Consider the following 17,487-nt stretch of genomic DNA (forward strand, 5'->3'; position numbering starts at 1 on the left):
TCTATTTTGCGTGCCAATATAGTTTTTAACAACCAGTTACGGACACTATTTAAGTGTATGTCCGAAAATTACAGAATTACTCTCAAGCCTGTTTACTCCCAAACCGTCCCCACACCTGACGGGGTGAAACTACCTAAAGATTGGTTGCTTTCTTGGCATCAAGCCGCAACTTTAGAAGCGTTACGCGATCCAAATATTGATGTTGTGTTCAACACTGCGATGACAGGTGATGGTAAAAGTCTAGCGGCTTACCTAGAAGTTCTTCAGGGTGAATTTTCTGCGATCGGACTTTACCCAACCAACGAACTCGCCCGCGACCAAGAAACGCAGATTAGAGGATATGTTGAGCAATTCCAGCCAGAGAATCAGCCGCGTGTAGTGCGACTCAGTGGGGCTGATTTAGAGATTTATGCTGAAAATGAAGGGTTGAAAAAAGGAGCCGCGATCGCAACTCTCACTAACCAGAGAGAAGCATTATTAACAAACCCTGATATTTTTCATTACCTGCATAGAGGTGCTTACATAATTCGCGGCGATAGTCCCGATAAACTATGGGGCAGAATTGATAAAGATTTTGACTTATTTGTTTTTGATGAATTTCACGTTTTTGCTGCTCCTCAAATTGCTAGTGTGATTAACACAATGTTGTTAATTCGCTGTACAAACCGCTGTAAGAAATTTCTATTTCTCTCAGCTACACCAGATACAAACTTAATTGGGCGATTAGAAAAAGCAGGATTTCGTTGTAAAGAAATTGATCCTCTAAAACACAAAAAATATCAATTTCCCGATACACCAGAACAAGGACAGCAACTGCAAACACAGGGATGGCGGCAGGTAGCGCGGACAATTACATTGAATTTTATTCCTTTGGAACCGTCATTTAAAGCTTCCGAAACTTGGCTAAAAGAAAATAGTGGTTTGATTTTGGCTCAGTTTCAGCAGTATCCGGGAAGTAAAGGCGCAATCATCCTTAACTCAATTGCAGCAGTCAAACGCCTAACTCAATTTTTTCGGGAAATATTACAGCCTTACGGATTGAAAGTTGGAGAAAATACAGGGCTATCGGGAAAAGGAGAAAAGGAGCGAAGTCTTTCTGCTGACTTGGTTATTGGTACTAGCACTATTGATGTAGGGGTTGATTTCAAAATTAATTTCCTAATTTTTGAATCATCCGATGCAGGTAACTTTATCCAACGTTTTGGACGCTTAGGAAGACATGATGGATATGAAAAAGATGGTCAAGAAATAAAGTTTGATAATTTTACAGCTTTTGCTCTAGTTCCTAACTTCTTAGTTGAGCGTTTATTTAAGGTAGATGTTCCATCTTTAGAGGTAAATAGTATTTGCGATCGCCCCTCTTTTCACAATACAATTACCGAGAATTATCGACAAATCAACGATTTTAGTGGTTATTATCGTCGTTGGGGGGCTGTGCAATCATTTTGGCTGTTTTATCAGTTGAGCGATCGCACAATTAAACAACAGTATGCCCAAAGCCGAGACAAGTTTCAACAAGCCTGTGAACAATTATTTGAAACAAGTCTGAAGTCACAAGCTGGGCGTATTCAAGGATGGGCGAAAGATTGGCAAGCGGTTTCTGGTAAATCAGGAAATCCCATTGCTGAGGATGCTGCTAGTTTTCGAGGTTCAAGTCCTTTGCAATGTGGTTTATACGACTTAACGGAAGAAAACGAGGCAGATAGGTTTAAAACCTACGATTTACCGGGTATTTTGGGAAATTTAGAAATTGAAATGTGGACGGAAGCGGGATTTATACGGACACTCAAAGAAACCGCAGAACGCACGGGACAACCCATCGCCAAAGGTAGATTTGCTCATTGTCTAGCATTTATGAAGTTGCGTTCCTACCGAGAGGAACGGCTGAACTGGAAGTTTACCTATTCTGCTAACTTGCAGCCAATTGCAGACGCTTGGAAAGTTCAGGTTTTGACTGGTGTGGAAATTTGGCAACCTGACAACTATTGGGTTGGGGAAATTAACAAACGCCTAAAAAAAGAGGGTTTGGTTTGTTACGTGATTCGCCGTCCTCTTGCTGAAGTGCGGATGCGGCTAAGGCTACCGATGAATTTTCAGATTTATGGCATCAGCGATCAGTATAGCTTTCATGATGCTACTGCGCCCTATGCGATCGCTTTTGGTCACTCTGCACTGCTGCTGGATACGCTTGCATACACGTTTAAAAGCAAAGGAGATGAGATATGGATTGCTTGAGGTTTCAATCCCTAATAGGGATTTTAGTGATTCAAAGTCTGAAGGCAGAGGAACGAACAGTAGTACGTTCACAGGGTATTGTTTCAATCCCTAATAGGGATTTTGAGTGTTTCAGTGCCTTAGACTTATACTGTAGTGTACAGGTTTTATGCAGGGTAAAGGAGTTTCCCTGGTTAATACACTGTAAACTCTATATACTGATCGTTATTCTATGCAAAAGCAATGCAAAACCAGAATGCCGACCCCCACCTGACCAACCTTATACTGAATGCCGATTTCGACCATCTCAACCAAGCACTGACTCTACGCCTATTTGGTGAAGTCCGTGAACATCGTCGTCGTATTGATGCCTTAGAGGAAAAATTAGACTTATTAAATGAATATATATTGCAAATACTTGACAGTCAGAATGAGCAGATTGAGGAGTCTAAGGGTTTAATACTAAATTGTATTAGACACAAGGATAGTGAAATTGAAAACCTACAGGGTCTAGTAAATATTTACTGCCCACTAGATTAAGATGCTGTTTGCAGTGTACACCCGACTTGTAATCGGAAGGTCATCAGTTCAAATGCCTGCCCACCAGATTTAGACTGCTCTGCCGTTTGCACTGTACACACCATACATAAAGCAATTTACTGTTACTACGCAGATAAACCATGAACGAGCAACAACTTTTGGAAAGAATCACAGTCAACCCCCAAATCTTTGGCGGTAAACCAATTATTCGAGGTCGCCGCCTAGCTGTTGAACATATTTTAGGGATGCTTGCAGCAGGAGATACTATCGAAACCTTGCTAGAAGCTTATCCCTGGTTAGAACGGGAAGATGTGCAAGCCTGTTTAATCTACGCGCGCAGGCTAGTTGGCCATGAGCGAATTGAACCATTATTGATAGAGTAAGCAATGTGAAAATACTGCTAGATACTTGTGTGTGGTTTGGGGTGCGTACCAATTTACTTGCTGCTGGCTATGACGTAGTTTGGACTGGAGATTGGTCAGAAGATCAAGGCGATAAGGAGATTTTAGCAACTGCTTATCGTGAAAGTCGAATTTTAATAACCCTTGATAAAGACTTTGGAGAGTTGGCGATTGTACGGGGAAACCCTCACTGTGGCATTTTGCGCTTGGTTAATCTCATTACTACAGAGCAATCAGTTGTCTGTCTGCGAGTACTTCAGCTTTATGGTGATGAATTAGTGTCTGGTGCAATTGTAACCGCCGAATTAGGTAGGGTGAGAATTCGACCAGCCGCAAGCGATAACTGAAAAATTCACAAATTTCAAAAAGCAATAGCATCAATTTCCGCTATGAGTAACCCCATTTCAGAGGATTACAGACATTTACTAATGGAAATAAAACAGCGTATTCGTTCAGCCCAGTACGAAGCACTAAAAGCAGTTAATCGGGAAATGATTAACCTCTACTGGGACATTGGACAGATAATTGTTACTCAACAGCAGGGCGCTAGTTGGGGAAAATCCGTAGTAGAACAGTTAGCAAAAGACTTACAAGCAGAGTTTCCAGGAATTAGTGGATTTTCTGCTGCTAACCTCTGGCGAATGAGGCTTTTTTATGAATCTTATGTCAACAATGAAAAACTCGCACCAATGGTGCGAGAAATTGGATGGAGTCACAATCTAGTCATTGTAGAGAAGTGCAAAGATGAACTAGAACGAGAGTTTTATATCAGAATGACTCGCAAATTTGGCTGGACAAAGAATGTTTTGATTCACCAAATTGAAAATCAAACCTATGAAAAAACTCTGTTAAATCAGACTAACTTTGATAAAACTGTTCCAGCAGAGATTCGTAACCAATTAAAACTAGCTGTCAAAGATGAATATACTTTTGATTTCTTGGAACTAGCAGATGAACACAGTGAACGACAGCTAGAACAGGCAATTTTGGTAAGAGTTGAACCATTCTTGCAAGAAATGGGTGGGCGGTTTACTTTTGTTGGCAGTCAGTATCGCTTAGAAGTTGGCGATAAAGAATTTTTTATTGACCTGTTGCTGTATCACCGCCAATTAAAATGTCTAGTTGCGATTGAGTTAAAAACTGGAGAGTTCCTACCTGAGTATGTGGGAAAAATGCAATTTTATCTGGCGGCTTTAGATGATTTATCTCGATTCCCAGACGAAAATCTCTCAATCGGAATTATTCTTTGCAAATCTAAAGATAAAACTATTGTTGAGTATGCACTGAGAGAATCGAATAAACCTATTGGTATAGCAACTTATAAACTGTTTTCTACCTTGCCTCAAGAATTAAAAAATCAGCTTCCGGCTCCAGAGCAAGTTGCCAAGTTGCTAGAAGGCGTGGAATAAAAAATTGGAGTTTGAAAATGTCTAATGATGATTGGTTATCAGGTGATTTTGGTTTTGATGGTGATTCTTCAGACCGCACTATTGAAAGCGAAGGCGAATTATTAACACTTAAACTATTGCGTGAAGCTATTCAATCTCAAAATCCAGATGATAGGGTAATGGCAGACTTTGCCGAGTATGTCTTACCAAATCTGTTGCGGATAGCTATTGGTGTAACCGCGAAAGGCGGTAAGTTTTTTGATGAAATTGACCAACAGCGAGAAGCTGAAGGAAAAACTAAGGTCAGACGAGATAACGCTGCTGACCAATCACTGAATACTCACTTACTCAATGGTTTATTCCCAGCTAATTTAATTGAGAAACGTTTAGAAAAACTTAATACCACAGTGCAGCGAGTGGTGAAAGAGCGAGAAAGGCGTTTAGTAATTGCTGGATTTATTTTACATGATTTTGAAAAGTTTCCTGATGTACCTGAAAATTGCCGCAAGCTACCGTTAACAGAACATCGTGAAATTATTGATAAAAAAGTTCATCAGTTAGGACTAAATAACTTTATAAATCCAGAAAATCCTGAAGCTTATCGAGAGTATCTAGATGATTTGTTGTGCATGGCTTATAATGCTCAACGTCGCTGGGATACTAACTGGAATTTTTCTGAATTCGGGCTAAATCCTGTTCTCAAAGACCGTACCCTTCGCAGTTTATCTGATTTAACTTGTTTAGCTGATTCTCTCGCCTCAATTGTTAAACATCCCCAGGACGCAGAACATCCTAGACTCAAAGAAATCATCCACAGTTTAAGTGATGGACAATTAAAATTTACCTATCACAGTATTGCTGAAAACCGTGGTGTTTTAACTAATGTGGTGAATAATGCTTTAGTTGACGCTCATATCAGTCTGAATACTGATGAAGATATCTACTACGAACCTTTGTTATATCTGCCAACAGGTGTGATTTACTTAGCTTCGCGCAATGCTCCAGCTATCTCGCCGGAAGATTTACCAAACCGTGTAGTTAATAGTATTAAATCGCTTTGTGCCGGACAATTACGCCTCAGACAAACAGGATTTGGTAGAGATGGCAAAGGCATGAAATATGCCGAATATTACAACTTATTTTTTGATGACATAGGCTTAATGAAAGTAGCCTTAGATGCCACATTACGCATCTTAAACCCTAACAAAGGGTCTGTCGCTAAAAGTCGCAGCGAAAATCTGAATAAGTTTCAGCAACAAAATGTTTTATCTGCTGATTATGACTTCAAATTTGAAGACGATATCCGTATTGACCAAATAGCAGAATTTGGTGATTTAGTTAGCCGGAAGATTTGGGAAGAGACAGTTAATCGTGTTGATTCTGCTCGTAAAAAAGATAAAAAGCTGCCAGTAGTTCCCGATTTTGATTTAACTCACAAGGTTGCAGAATTTTGGAATTTAGCAGAATGTTTACCCCAAATTAGAGAAATTCAACGCATTAATGAAAGTCTGAAAGAAAATAAGTTAAAGGGTAATACTGGAGGAGTACCTTATGAATGGTATTATTTGGCGGCTAAATATTTAGAACATCATCCAGGAATTGAAGATGTACGCGAAACTTGTCAGAAAGTCATTGATTACTTGACAACCTTAATTTCTCCGATAATTTCTCAATATGAATTACCTGATGGTTGGGATGATTTAAGGCTCTGGGTAAAACGAGTTGTGATGTTACCAGGCACTAATCAAGAGCCATCTGTTAAAACTCAAGTTGAAACATTCCTAGATGAGTTAGGCAATTACAATGCTGCGAAAAAAGCAGGGCGAGGGAAACAATTAATCTGCTCAATTTCTCATTCTGCTTACACGGTGACTGAGCAAATGGAATCAGCAGTTTTATTTACGCCACAAGTTTATACAAATAAGCAAATGTTAGGAGGTTCTAACGCCAAACGCAATATCTCCAGTATTGCAGGTGTGGAGATGATGCTGAGGCAAATCTTGATGAATCAAACTCAAGCTGTAGGTAAGCGGTTTGAAGATGGAAAATATCGCTATCTCTACTTTTATCCTACTTATTACTTTACTCCAGAGACTAACAAATTTTTGCAGAAAGCATACAATGGTATTGCTCAAACTCGCTTTGATACCAGCATTCGCAATCATTTTATCAGTAAGGATTTACAGGCGGATTTGGGGCGCGATCGCTATCAAAGTGTAGATAGTTTCTTAATCGATGAAAACCTCCAGCGTGACAAGGATCGCACCTTTAAGCTTTCCTATCCTGAAGACCAGCCTTTAACATTTTACTTCATGGCACTCCCGCCAGGAAGAGACAGCACCGATACCGAATCATGGGTAATGCCAACTTGGTTAGCGTTTGCTTTCCCAATGATTTTAGATGTTAAAACTGTGGTTTCAGAGTCGCCAATTCCACCTTTTAATGATGGGGCTGAGTTTGAGGAAAGCGTTTTCCTTGATAGTGCGCCTCATGCTTTCCGGGCTTTAGTAAGGCGCGATCGCTTCCGTCTTGACTACATTCTCGAAGGCTGGAATGAAAACGGTATTCAATACCCAGCACCTTTAAATGTGCTGACCGCCGCTTACGCCATTCATTTAGATGTGAATGCGCGACAGGGTAAGTCTGGTTACGATGCCAATTGGGGGAGATTTACAGAACTGGCTAAAGATTTTGAAACCAGTCCCCTGTACGTCTTTTCTTATCTCAATCGCTGGGTGCGTAACCAAGGATCGGAAACAGCGCGAATTGAAAAAATCAGGCTTTATGCCTATCATTTTTATCCTTGTTTTGACCCTTATGTGAAATATGACACGAATATGGAGCAATTAATTGTGGGAGAAGCATCAAGTTTGAATCACCCTAAGAAATTAACAGATTTATACCGCATATTTTACCGAGCGAATAAGCGTTATAATCCCAAGTCTAATGCTGTATTAAAACCGATTGATATTGCGGCTGAAACTATACTCAAAGCAGAGTCAAGTGTGTTTCAGGGAGAAACATTAGTTGCGGCTGTTGCAGCAGAAGTTTTTAAACTCATGGATCGTGTTCATTCATCTACTGCTGAAGGACGCTGGATTATGAGCAAACGAGAACAAGAACGGCAAGCTGTTCTAGATTTTGCCAAGTATTTTGTAGTGGAGGTATTTGATAAATCATTTGCAGGCGATCGCGCTCGTTTAGCAGGTCGTCAACTCAACTTAATTCGAGATACCTGTGAATTTCTTTATCGTCTTGAAGATGACAAAGAAAATGCAGGAAGAAATGAAAAGTCTGTGGAAATAGATAACGAGCTGATGCAAGAATTTATTGATAATCTATGAAGTCTAGGTAAAAATGAAAAGTCTGTGGAAATAGATAACGAGAATGATTAGGGATTTACCCTTAGCATTTTTGCTGGAAACGTAAACAAGTAGTGAATAATTATTTGGAGAAAATCATGGCAATTTTAAAAACTGTTGAATCCAAATTCTTTCAAACTGAGATTCCTTACAAACCAATGGGGAAATATGTTCATTTCTTGACCATTCGCATTACTGAATCTTATCCTCTATTTCAGACAGATGCAGAACTGAATAAAGCACGGGTAAGAGCAGGAGTTAAAGACAAAACTACAATTAGCCGTTTGTCAATGTTCAAGCGAAAACAGTCTACTCCAGAGCGTTTAGTTGGTCGAGAATTACTGCGTAACTATGGCTTGATGACGGCTGAAGAATGCGAATACAACGTGAATTTTGCAATGGATAACCCTGATTGCATCATTTACGGATTTGCTATTGGTGACTCTGGCTCTGAAAAATCGAAAGTTGTAGTAGATACGGCATTTTCAATTACAGCTTTTGATGAATCACACGAAACATTCACCCTCAACGCTCCTTATGAAAATGGGACGATGGCTTCCAAAGGGGAAAATGGTTCTAAACCAGGTGAAGTTACCAGTCGAATTAATCAACAAGACCATATTAGACCGCAAGTTTTCTTTCCTAGTATTGTCACCTTGAAAGACCCCACTGAAGCTAGCTTCCTTTACGTTTTTAATAACATTTTGCGAACTCGCCACTATGGAGCGCAAACCACCCGTACAGGTCGTGTTAGAAATGAGTTAATTGGTGTTGTATTTGCGGATGGAGAAATTACAAGTAACCTGCGTTGGACTCAGGCAATATATGACCAAATGAAATCCAATAATACTATAAATCCTCCCGATCCACTAGATGAAGATGATGTAATTACTGCTGCTAAGAATGCAATTGAAACGTTAATGGCTGATGAGTTTATTGTTCATACAGATTTAATTGGTGATGCTTTTGTATCCCTAATTAATGAAGTCAAAACTTTAACAGGAAGCGAGAAAGGAATTCAGTCAATTTTGCAAAAAGCTGATGCAGAAGCTAAAGATTATGCCAAGAAGCATATTAGTAAGAAGAAAACAGCTGCTAAAGCAGGGAAAGAGTAATGGCAATTATTTACCGTTGTCAAATAGAACTTCATGACAGCCTATATTTTGCAACTCGTGAAATCGGGAGATTGTATGAAACAGAGGCAATAATTCACAATTATGCTCTTTGTTATGCACTGGGTTTAGTTGATAGCCAAATCTACTCTACTACCGTTGCAGAAGAACATTCCTATCGCTATTTTTGCCCCGAACAAGTGCCAAAATATGAGGAGCATTTAACGCCACTTAATCAACAGCAAATTTACGTCACTCCAGCGCGATCGCTCAATCATTCGTCCATCCTCAACACCTGGAAGTATGCTAACAACAACTACCACGTTGAAATGGAGAAAACACAGAAAAATATTCCTAGTTTTGGGAGAGCAAAAGAAATAGCAGCAGAAAGTAAATTTGAGTTTTTTGTCATCTCCCAAAAAGAACTCAAACTACCAAAGTGGATTCGCTTGGGTAAATGGATGAGTAAGGCTGAAGTCACGGTTGAACCATTACCGAAGCCTAAAATTTCTGAAGGTATATTCACTTGTACACATCCATTAAATCCTTTAGATGTGATGTTCACCAATCAAGTGATGAGCTATGACGTAGTAAATATGCCTCCAGTTAGCTTAATTCAGAATGTGCAAATTAGAGGTCAACACTATCAATTTGATAGCATTCAAAGCTTAAAAATCCCAGTTCGGATGGAATATCGTTTTCGGAGTTAACTAACTTCCAAACCCTTTACCATGTTTTTTAGCTTTTCGAGGTTCTATTGTCATTAACTCTGCTTTAAAACCTCTGGAGTCTTGCAACATTAACTTACGTATTCGCTGGCGTTGGTAAGTCTGTACCTCAGCAGCTAGAGGATGATTAGGGTCAATTTTGAGGTGAGTAATAGAAGAAACATATTGTTCTTTACTTTCGGGATTATTTGGCTCTTTTAGTCCGCACATAATCCCACCTTCATCTCCTGAATAGCCAACGAAATCAATTTCAAATTCTCTGTCTGGATCGGCGTTTACTCCTTTTTGCTTTAATGTCTTCAAAAACTCCTTTCCAGCCCGTGTTTTAATTGGTAAGTTCTCTTTTAGTTTTTCAGTAAGTGCCTTTGCTGCATTGTAATCATCAATTCTCATCGCTTTAGCTCTTTATTTCAGTTCAAAAGGATTTTACAATAGTCTTTAACCTTTTCCCCAGCAACAAATTACGCTACAATCTTTAACCCTGTTAGTTCTGTACGCTCCCCACATCCACTGTGAAACACTATCAACAACAATCCAACGCCTTCCCCAGCGATTACCTAAACAACTTGTGGGGAGAAATCCAAGCTTGTCCTTACTTTGCTATCAACAACCTCAACCGCGATTTTGTCGCCACGAAAGGATTTTCTGTAGTATTTCAGCGTTCTGGATTAGCAAAAGTAGAACAGCAGTTTCCCTACTTTAAGCCTTACCTCGATTTGGCTCTCCAGCCGAATTGTAATGCTTTTTACCTCAATCCTTTACAGCTAAAAGAAGGCTCCCGCGTCGATCCGCACATCGATCGCTCTTTGCGTTCCTACTGCAAAACCATTGAACCACCTGCGGTTGTCAGTGTGCTGTATGTGCGAGTCCCTGCGGATATGGAAGGGGGAGAACTGGTATTGCGATCGCACAAACGCCAACTTGGGCAAATTAAGCCCCAATTCAATACTTTAGTTTATTTTCAAGGTGATTTAACCCATTCGGTTAACGCTGTCAAAACCCCAGGAAATCGCCTCAGTCTCGTTTGTGAACAGTATAGTTTGAGTGATGCTGAACTCCAGGAAATTCCTGAGTACACTGTAGAGTCAAGAAGCACTCAGTCTACAAAAAAGCAAAAAAAGTATGCCTCATAGCTTAGTATTAAATTTGCTTCCCCAGTCTCCTATACCTTCCCAGTATCTTACTGGCAGACATCTTCATGCTTTATTTTTAACACTCGTTAGTTCCGTAGATAGAACATTAGGCGATCGCCTCCACGATTCCACCGCAGACAAAGCTTTCACCCTCTCCCCCCTACAAATTGACAGTTATTCCAAGGGGGGTAAAAGAGGATCTCAATTGCAATACTCTCATCAAGAACCCATTCCCGTCGGAACTCCTTGTTGGTGGCGCATCTCTTTATTAGACGACACTCTCTTTAGCCAACTTACACAACTCTGGCTAAATCTTAATCCCAATCGCCCTTGGCATCTTGGCCCGGCTGACTTATATATTACCAGCATTCAAGGTACACCCCAATCTATTCAACCTTGGGCAAATGCCACTACTTACGCTCAATTATACGAACAAGCTAGCGATGCCTACGGCGGCAAGCTACGCAATTCTTCCATAAACCTTAGCTTCTCCACACCCACCGCCTTCCGTCAAGGACAGTATGACAGTACTCTTCCTACCAGAGAATCTGTCTTTAATTCCCTACTTTCGCGGTGGAATAAATACAGTGGCATAGAATTTACTCAGATTGCGATCGAGTCAATATTTCCTTCTTTTGTCAACATTCACACAGAAATATTAGCAGACTCTCGTAGTAAATTCATTGGCATTCTTGGCGAAGTTAACTACAAGATTTTGGGAGCAATTGAACCGATTCAAATTAAGCAAATTAACGCTTTAGCTGACTTTGCTTTGTATGCAGGAATTGGTCGTAAAACAACAATGGGCATGGGAATGACGCGGCGGCTATATTCTCCCTAATTTCAACAATCATTTAAAAACCACCTAAGTTATGAAACAAACCGAATATATTTCTATTGCGGCATTGAATCAATATGCCTATTGTCCGCATCGCTGTTGGCGAATGTTTTGTGCAGGGGAGTTTACCGATAATCAATACACAATTGAAGGCACAACTTTACACGATCGCGTCCACACGACAAGCGATGTACAACGAGGAGAAACTTGGCAGATTCGGGCGATTTGGCTGAAGTCTGAGCAATACAAACTCATCGGAAAATCTGATTTAATTGAAGAACAATCAGGTGAAATTTATCCAGTCGAATACAAACGGGGACGCAAAGGCGAATGGGATAATGATGAATTGCAAGTTTGCGCCCAAGCCTTATGTTTGGAGGAGATGACAGGACAACCAGTTAACACTGGATATATCTATTATGCCCACTCCCATCAACGGCAATTAGTAGAGATTAATGCAGAGTTACGACAAAGTGCGATCGCTACTATTCAATCTGTCACAAATCTCTTAGAAACAGGAGCAATGCCAAAACCAGTTTACAGCAAACGTTGCCAAGGATGCAGTCTTTATTCGCAATGTTTACCCAAGGCAACTGATAAGGTCAAAAGTTATCAAGAAGTAAATTAAATCACAATACAGTTCAGATAAGACCAAAACACTTGTAGAGACGGCGATTTATCGCGTCTTGAAAGACAAATTATCTATACCAACAAGCCGTATCGAATTATCCCCAATAAATCTATTTACTCAAACACCAATTATTACTAGGAAGAATCAAAAATGGGAACAGTTTACGTAACACAACCTGACGCTTTTATCGGCAAAGTTGACGAACGTCTCACCGTCAAAGCTGAACAAAAAACAATCTTGGATATCCCTTTAATTAAAATAGAGGGAATTGTAGTACTAGGACGGGCTACCGTTTCTCCCGCCGTCGTTAGCGATCTTTTAGAACGTCACATTTGTTTAACATTTCTCACACAAAACGGACGATATTTAGGACGTTTAGAACCAGAAGTTACCAAAAATATCTTTGTTCGGAAAGCCCAATGGCAAGCTATAGGAGAATCACAATCAGCAATACATTTAGTCAGAGGATTTGTGCGGGGGAAATTGAAAAATTACCGCCATAGCTTACTTCGCATTCAGCGAGAACATCCTGATACTGACCTGAATAATAACATCACGCGATTAGAAAACGCGATCGCACCAATCGAAAAAACTAGCAGTATTGATTCACTCAGAGGCTTAGAAGGTGCGGGTAGTGCAGCCTATTTCGGTTGTTTTCAACACCTAATCAAAACCCCAGAATTTAAATTTGAAGCCAGAAACCGCCGCCCACCAACCGATCCAGTTAATGCCTTACTGAGTTTTGGGTATTCATTACTACGTCATGATGTGCAAAGTGCTTTAAATATTGTCGGCTTCGATCCTTATCTAGGATACTTACACGTCGAACGTTATGGTAGACCTTCCTTAGCCTTAGATTTGATGGAAGAATTTCGTCCCTTAATAGTGGATGCTGTAGTGTTGTCGCTAATTAACAAGCGATCGCTAACCTTAGCTGATTTTACCACCGAACCGCTCAGTGGTGCTGTGAATTTAACCAAAGAAGGACTGCATACATTTCTCCGCGCCTACGAACAAAAGAAACAATCGGAATTCAAACATCCAGTCATGGGAACTAAATGCACCTACCAAAAATCCTTTGAAATTCAGGCGAGGTTGTTGAGTAAATACCTCATGAACGAAATCGAGAAATATCCCCCCTTAGTTCTCAAGTAACTTATCATTTTTCCCCATTCCCAATTCCCATTCCCTTCATGTATATTGTTGTCAGCTACGACATTCCAGAAGATAAGCGTCGGACTAAAATTCATTCCATTCTCAAGTCTTACGGACAGTGGATGCAACTGAGTGTATTTGAGTGCGATGTTACTCCCACTCAGTATGCTAAACTGCGATCGCGTTTAGCCAAATTGATAAAACCCGACACCGATAGCGTACGCTTTTATTTTCTCTGTGCCTGTTGTCAGGGAAAAATCGAACGTATTGGCGGAGAACAGCCACGAGACGAAACAATTTTCTTTGCTGAGTCACCTTCTGGCTAGGTTCTTGCATCTCAAATGCGCGGAGGGGTAGGTGTACAAATTCCACAGCCTCAAAAAAGTGCTTCTATCCCAAGTACAGTAAGGCTTTCAACCCATTAGTTACCTAATCCTCATCCGCGCAATCTCTGAAATGCTTATCAAAAGACGATTTCAGTCTTTAAATTTTCCTGGCGCTCTTTCCAAACGAATTCTCTAATGCTATGATTGCCATTGAGTCGCGCAACTGCACCTTGAAAACTAAATACAGCTTGGGTTTCAGCCTCCTGCGATTGCAATTCATTAAAATCCCTATTAGGGATTGAAACAATTACCGTGCCGATCTACTACCACCATTGGCAAATTGCAATTCATTAAAATCCCTATTAGGGATTGAAACCCCTTCTCCTAACATCAACAGTACAAATATACATTGCAATTCATTAAAATCCCTATTAGGGATTGAAACGAAACAATAACGCCAGTAGCAGTAGCTACAGCGCCAACATATTGCAATTCATTAAAATCCCTATTAGGGATTGAAACATCTTTGGGGGATCTTTTGGCGGTACAGATTCATATTGCAATTCATTAAAATCCCTATTAGGGATTGAAACCCAAACTCCTTGAATACTTCAAAAAACTTTTCTTATTGCAATTCATTAAAATCCCTATTAGGGATTGAAACAAGCTTCCGAGAATTCTGGTTAGGGTGGTAATTCATTGCAATTCATTAAAATCCCTATTAGGGATTGAAACGAATAAACAACTTACTTACATGCAAATGAGTAAGTAAAATTGCAATTCATTAAAATCCCTATTAGGGATTGAAACAGCCCCGCCCGGAGTAAAAAGTGATGGTATTTCTTTTATTGCAATTCATTAAAATCCCTATTAGGGATTGAAACGATAATAACTTTAGGGTCAACGGTTGCGTTGCCATAAGAGATTGCAATTCATTAAAATCCCTATTAGGGATTGAAACGCATTCAATCGCCCACAACGGAACGCCACCAATTATTGCAATTCATTAAAATCCCTATTAGGGATTGAAACGTGTAGATTACCGTGTAAGGCTTTACCCATGCATATTGCAATTCATTAAAATCCCTATTAGGGATTGAAACCATACTCAGTACCCAGTTCCAATAACCTTCTTAAATTGCAATTCATTAAAATCCCTATTAGGGATTGAAACCTTAACAAAATAACCAGTAGCCAAATCATCTAAAATTGCAATTCATTAAAATCCCTATTAGGGATTGAAACTAGTGGTAGCAAGCAACAAGAAAAGATTGCTGGCATTGCAATTCATTAAAATCCCTATTAGGGATTGAAACATTTATTTTGACAGCGAAAGTGACACTTTTATTTTATTGCAATTCATTAAAATCCCTATTAGGGATTGAAACACTCGTGATGAGGATTTTGGTGAAAGGCTTCATGAGATTGCAATTCATTAAAATCCCTATTAGGGATTGAAACTTAACTGCCATTCCCAGCAATTAAATGTGAGATAAAATTGCAATTCATTAAAATCCCTATTAGGGATTGAAACTTAGCACTATAGATATCTATCCAGATGCATTACTTGAATTGCAATTCATTAAAATCCCTATTAGGGATTGAAACACACTAGAGAACTTTTGCAAGTCGCCAGCGTAAGGATTGCAATTCATTAAAATCCCTATTAGGGATTGAAACTTCTGCTAATACCTCCTATTTTTCATAAATATATAAACCAGGTACCTTACCTGCTTTATATATTTAAGCGGTATGCTTCACTTCTTAGCCTGTACCACTTGCAAACTACCACCTACATATAAAGTTTGTTCACTCACATCAAACCCAGTCTCAGTTAACAAACCAGCCAAATCAGTTTTCAACAATTGCCAAGCTGTTTCCGTCTCAAACAATAACAAAAATAGTGATATCCCAGTCCAAAATATCGGATTTGTAGGAGCGTGAAAATCCACCAGCGTAAACACCCCTCCAGGCTTCAGCACCCGATAAACTTCATTGATAATTTTTCGTAATTGCTGAGGCTGCATCTCATGTAACGCAACACTGACATGCACCACATCAAACAGATTATCTGCAAAAGGCATCTCCTCGGCAAAAGCTTCGACATAAGAAGCTTCAGGGACATTTAGCCGTGCGCGTTGCAAAGACTTAGGTGAGGCATCCAATCCTGTTACATTTTGTGAAAGTCTTACTAAAAATTGCGTCGTTTGACCACTACCGCAACATAAATCTAAAACCTGAGTATCTGAGTGAATTGTTAAGCCTTGCAAAGCAAGTTGCCGAAAACGCGCTTCACCACCTACACTTAAGGCTGTTAAACGAGAGATACCATCATATAACCACTGATAGCGGTAACTCCAATCCCTTAAAATTGTTGCCATTGCATATTTCCTTGCTATTAAGCTTTATTATTTAATAAAGATATATTGTTAACATTAGTAAAAAATCTGAAAAGATTGGGGGAAAGTAACAGCTATGGGTCGTGTAGGCGTATTATTACTCAATCTCGGTGGCCCAGATAAGCTAGAAGATGTCGGGCCGTTTTTGTATAACCTATTTTCAGATCCAGAAATTATTCGCCTACCGTTTCGCTGGTTGCAAAAGCCCTTAGCCTGGTTTATTGCCTCGCGGCGAACCAGAACATCTCAAGAGAATTATAAGCAAATCGGTGGTGGTTCTCCACTGCGACGGATCACAGAAGCGCAAGGCGAAGCTTTAAAAGAACAGTTGCGTCATTTAGGGCAAGAAGCTAATATCTACGTAGGAATGCGTTATTGGCATCCTTATACAGAAGAAGCGATCGCACAGATCACCCAAGATAATATAGAACACCTGGTAATATTACCACTATATCCCCAGTTTTCTATCAGTACTAGTGGTTCCAGCTTCCGGCTTTTAGATAAGCTTTGGCAAGAAGACCCAAAACTTCAGCCCATTGAATACACTGTTATTCCTTCTTGGTACAAAGAACCAGGCTACCTCCAAGCAATGGCGGAACTCATAGCCCAAGAACTTGAGCAATATCCTAACCCAAACGAGGTTCATATATTCTTCAGCGCTCACGGTGTTCCTAAAAGCTATGTTGAAGAAGCTGGCGACCCTTACCAGCAAGAAATTGAAGAATGTACTGCTCTAATTATGCAGACTCTGAATCGTTCCAATGCTCACACTTTAGCTTATCAAAGTCGTGTCGGCCCGGTCGAATGGCTCCAACCCTATACTGAAGATGCGCTCAAAGAACTAGGCGCACAAGGCGTTAAAGATTTGGTTGTCGTGCCTATTAGTTTTGTTTCAGAGCATATCGAGACACTGCAAGAAATAGATATAGAGTATCGGGAAGTAGCAGAAGAATCAGGAATTCACAACTTCCGCCGCGTTCCTGCTCCTAATACCCATCCAGTATTTATTAATGCACTTGCAGACTTAGTAATTGATGCGCTGAAAAACCCCAGCTTCAAGCTTTCGCAAGCTGCCCAAATGAAAAAAATGGTGAAAATGTATCCCCAAGAGCGTTGGGAATGGGGTCTAACGACTAGCGCTGAAGTCTGGAATGGTCGGATTGCTATGCTGGGCTTCATTGCTTTAATCATCGAGATAATTACCGGTCACGGCTTCTTACACATGATTGGGCTTTTGCAGTAAAGAGCATTGGGAATTGG

Annotated in this window: 16 protein-coding genes and 1 CRISPR repeat array; of the genes, 14 read left to right on the plus strand and 2 right to left on the minus strand. The window is 40.0% G+C overall.

Features of this window, described 5'->3' with window-relative positions:
- The first annotated feature begins 57 nt into the window (after window positions 1–57).
- From cas3 to cas5d, 8 genes are all read left to right on the plus strand, one after another.
- Complete coding sequence (cas3, locus tag V7K98_RS23735; protein ID WP_335026309.1) at window positions 58–2,235, plus strand: type I-D CRISPR-associated helicase Cas3'; 2,178 nt, start codon at window positions 58–60, stop codon at window positions 2,233–2,235.
- A gap of 222 nt (window positions 2,236–2,457) precedes the next feature.
- Window positions 2,458–2,754: a hypothetical protein gene (locus V7K98_RS23740; RefSeq protein WP_335026311.1), complete on the plus strand. Its 297-nt coding sequence runs from the start codon at window positions 2,458–2,460 to the stop codon at window positions 2,752–2,754.
- A 140-nt stretch (window positions 2,755–2,894) separates the two neighbouring features.
- Window positions 2,895–3,137 carry a DUF433 domain-containing protein gene (locus V7K98_RS23745; RefSeq protein WP_335026314.1) on the plus strand — a complete coding sequence of 81 codons (243 nt, stop codon included), beginning with the start codon at window positions 2,895–2,897 and terminating at the stop codon, window positions 3,135–3,137.
- A gap of 5 nt (window positions 3,138–3,142) precedes the next feature.
- Window positions 3,143–3,502, plus strand: a complete 360-nt coding sequence (locus V7K98_RS23750; protein WP_335026316.1) for a DUF5615 family PIN-like protein — start codon at window positions 3,143–3,145, stop codon at window positions 3,500–3,502.
- Window positions 3,503–3,544: 42 nt separating this feature from the next.
- Window positions 3,545–4,564, plus strand: a complete 1,020-nt coding sequence (locus tag V7K98_RS23755; protein WP_335026318.1) for a PDDEXK nuclease domain-containing protein — start codon at window positions 3,545–3,547, stop codon at window positions 4,562–4,564.
- Window positions 4,565–4,581: 17 nt separating this feature from the next.
- Window positions 4,582–7,887 carry a type I-D CRISPR-associated protein Cas10d/Csc3 gene (gene cas10d / locus V7K98_RS23760; RefSeq protein WP_335026320.1) on the plus strand — a complete coding sequence of 1,102 codons (3,306 nt, stop codon included), beginning with the start codon at window positions 4,582–4,584 and terminating at the stop codon, window positions 7,885–7,887.
- Window positions 7,888–8,003: 116 nt separating this feature from the next.
- A complete protein-coding gene (gene cas7d / locus V7K98_RS23765; protein ID WP_335026322.1) occupies window positions 8,004–9,020 on the plus strand; it encodes a type I-D CRISPR-associated protein Cas7/Csc2 in 1,017 nt (338 codons plus the stop codon).
- Window positions 9,020–9,727 (plus strand): type I-D CRISPR-associated protein Cas5/Csc1, encoded by a 708-nt coding sequence (cas5d, locus tag V7K98_RS23770; protein WP_335026324.1) that lies wholly within the window; start codon window positions 9,020–9,022, stop codon window positions 9,725–9,727. The genes cas7d and cas5d overlap by 1 nt, the downstream gene beginning before the upstream one ends.
- Here the strand turns inward: cas5d and V7K98_RS23775 are convergent, their stop codons facing one another.
- A complete protein-coding gene (locus tag V7K98_RS23775; RefSeq protein ID WP_335026326.1) occupies window positions 9,728–10,138 on the minus strand; it encodes a hypothetical protein in 411 nt (136 codons plus the stop codon).
- 119 nt (window positions 10,139–10,257) lie between these two features.
- Between V7K98_RS23775 and V7K98_RS23780 the strand changes: the two genes are divergently transcribed.
- From V7K98_RS23780 to cas2, 5 genes are all read left to right on the plus strand, one after another.
- Window positions 10,258–10,878, plus strand: coding sequence for a 2OG-Fe(II) oxygenase (locus V7K98_RS23780; RefSeq protein ID WP_335026329.1), 621 nt, complete (start codon window positions 10,258–10,260; stop codon window positions 10,876–10,878).
- Window positions 10,868–11,719, plus strand: coding sequence for a CRISPR-associated endoribonuclease Cas6 (gene cas6 / locus V7K98_RS23785; protein ID WP_335026331.1), 852 nt, complete (start codon window positions 10,868–10,870; stop codon window positions 11,717–11,719). The genes V7K98_RS23780 and cas6 overlap by 11 nt, the downstream gene beginning before the upstream one ends.
- Window positions 11,720–11,750: 31 nt before the next feature.
- On the plus strand, window positions 11,751–12,344 hold the full coding sequence (gene cas4, locus V7K98_RS23790; RefSeq protein WP_335026333.1) for a CRISPR-associated protein Cas4: 594 nt from the start codon (window positions 11,751–11,753) through the stop codon (window positions 12,342–12,344).
- Between the two features lie 153 nt (window positions 12,345–12,497).
- Window positions 12,498–13,502 carry a type I-D CRISPR-associated endonuclease Cas1d gene (gene cas1d / locus V7K98_RS23795; RefSeq protein ID WP_335026335.1) on the plus strand — a complete coding sequence of 335 codons (1,005 nt, stop codon included), beginning with the start codon at window positions 12,498–12,500 and terminating at the stop codon, window positions 13,500–13,502.
- 38 nt (window positions 13,503–13,540) lie between these two features.
- Window positions 13,541–13,828, plus strand: a complete 288-nt coding sequence (cas2, locus tag V7K98_RS23800) for a CRISPR-associated endonuclease Cas2 (protein WP_335026337.1) — start codon at window positions 13,541–13,543, stop codon at window positions 13,826–13,828.
- Between the two features lie 268 nt (window positions 13,829–14,096).
- A CRISPR array of direct repeats spans window positions 14,097–15,508; the repeat unit is 37 nt; unit sequence ATTGCAATTCATTAAAATCCCTATTAGGGATTGAAAC.
- Between the two features lie 77 nt (window positions 15,509–15,585).
- Here cas2 and V7K98_RS23805 read toward each other — a convergent pair.
- Window positions 15,586–16,209, minus strand: a complete 624-nt coding sequence (locus V7K98_RS23805; RefSeq protein WP_335026339.1) for a class I SAM-dependent methyltransferase — start codon at window positions 16,207–16,209, stop codon at window positions 15,586–15,588.
- A 94-nt stretch (window positions 16,210–16,303) separates the two neighbouring features.
- Here V7K98_RS23805 and hemH point away from each other — a divergent pair, with 94 nt between their 5' ends.
- Entirely contained in the window at window positions 16,304–17,470 is a 1,167-nt protein-coding gene (gene hemH, locus V7K98_RS23810; RefSeq protein WP_335026342.1) for a ferrochelatase, read from the plus strand.
- Window positions 17,471–17,487: the final 17 nt, after the last annotated feature.

The sequence above is a fragment of the Nostoc sp. genome (assembly GCF_036917435.1).
In the GTDB taxonomy this organism is placed as follows: domain Bacteria; phylum Cyanobacteriota; class Cyanobacteriia; order Cyanobacteriales; family Nostocaceae; genus Nostoc.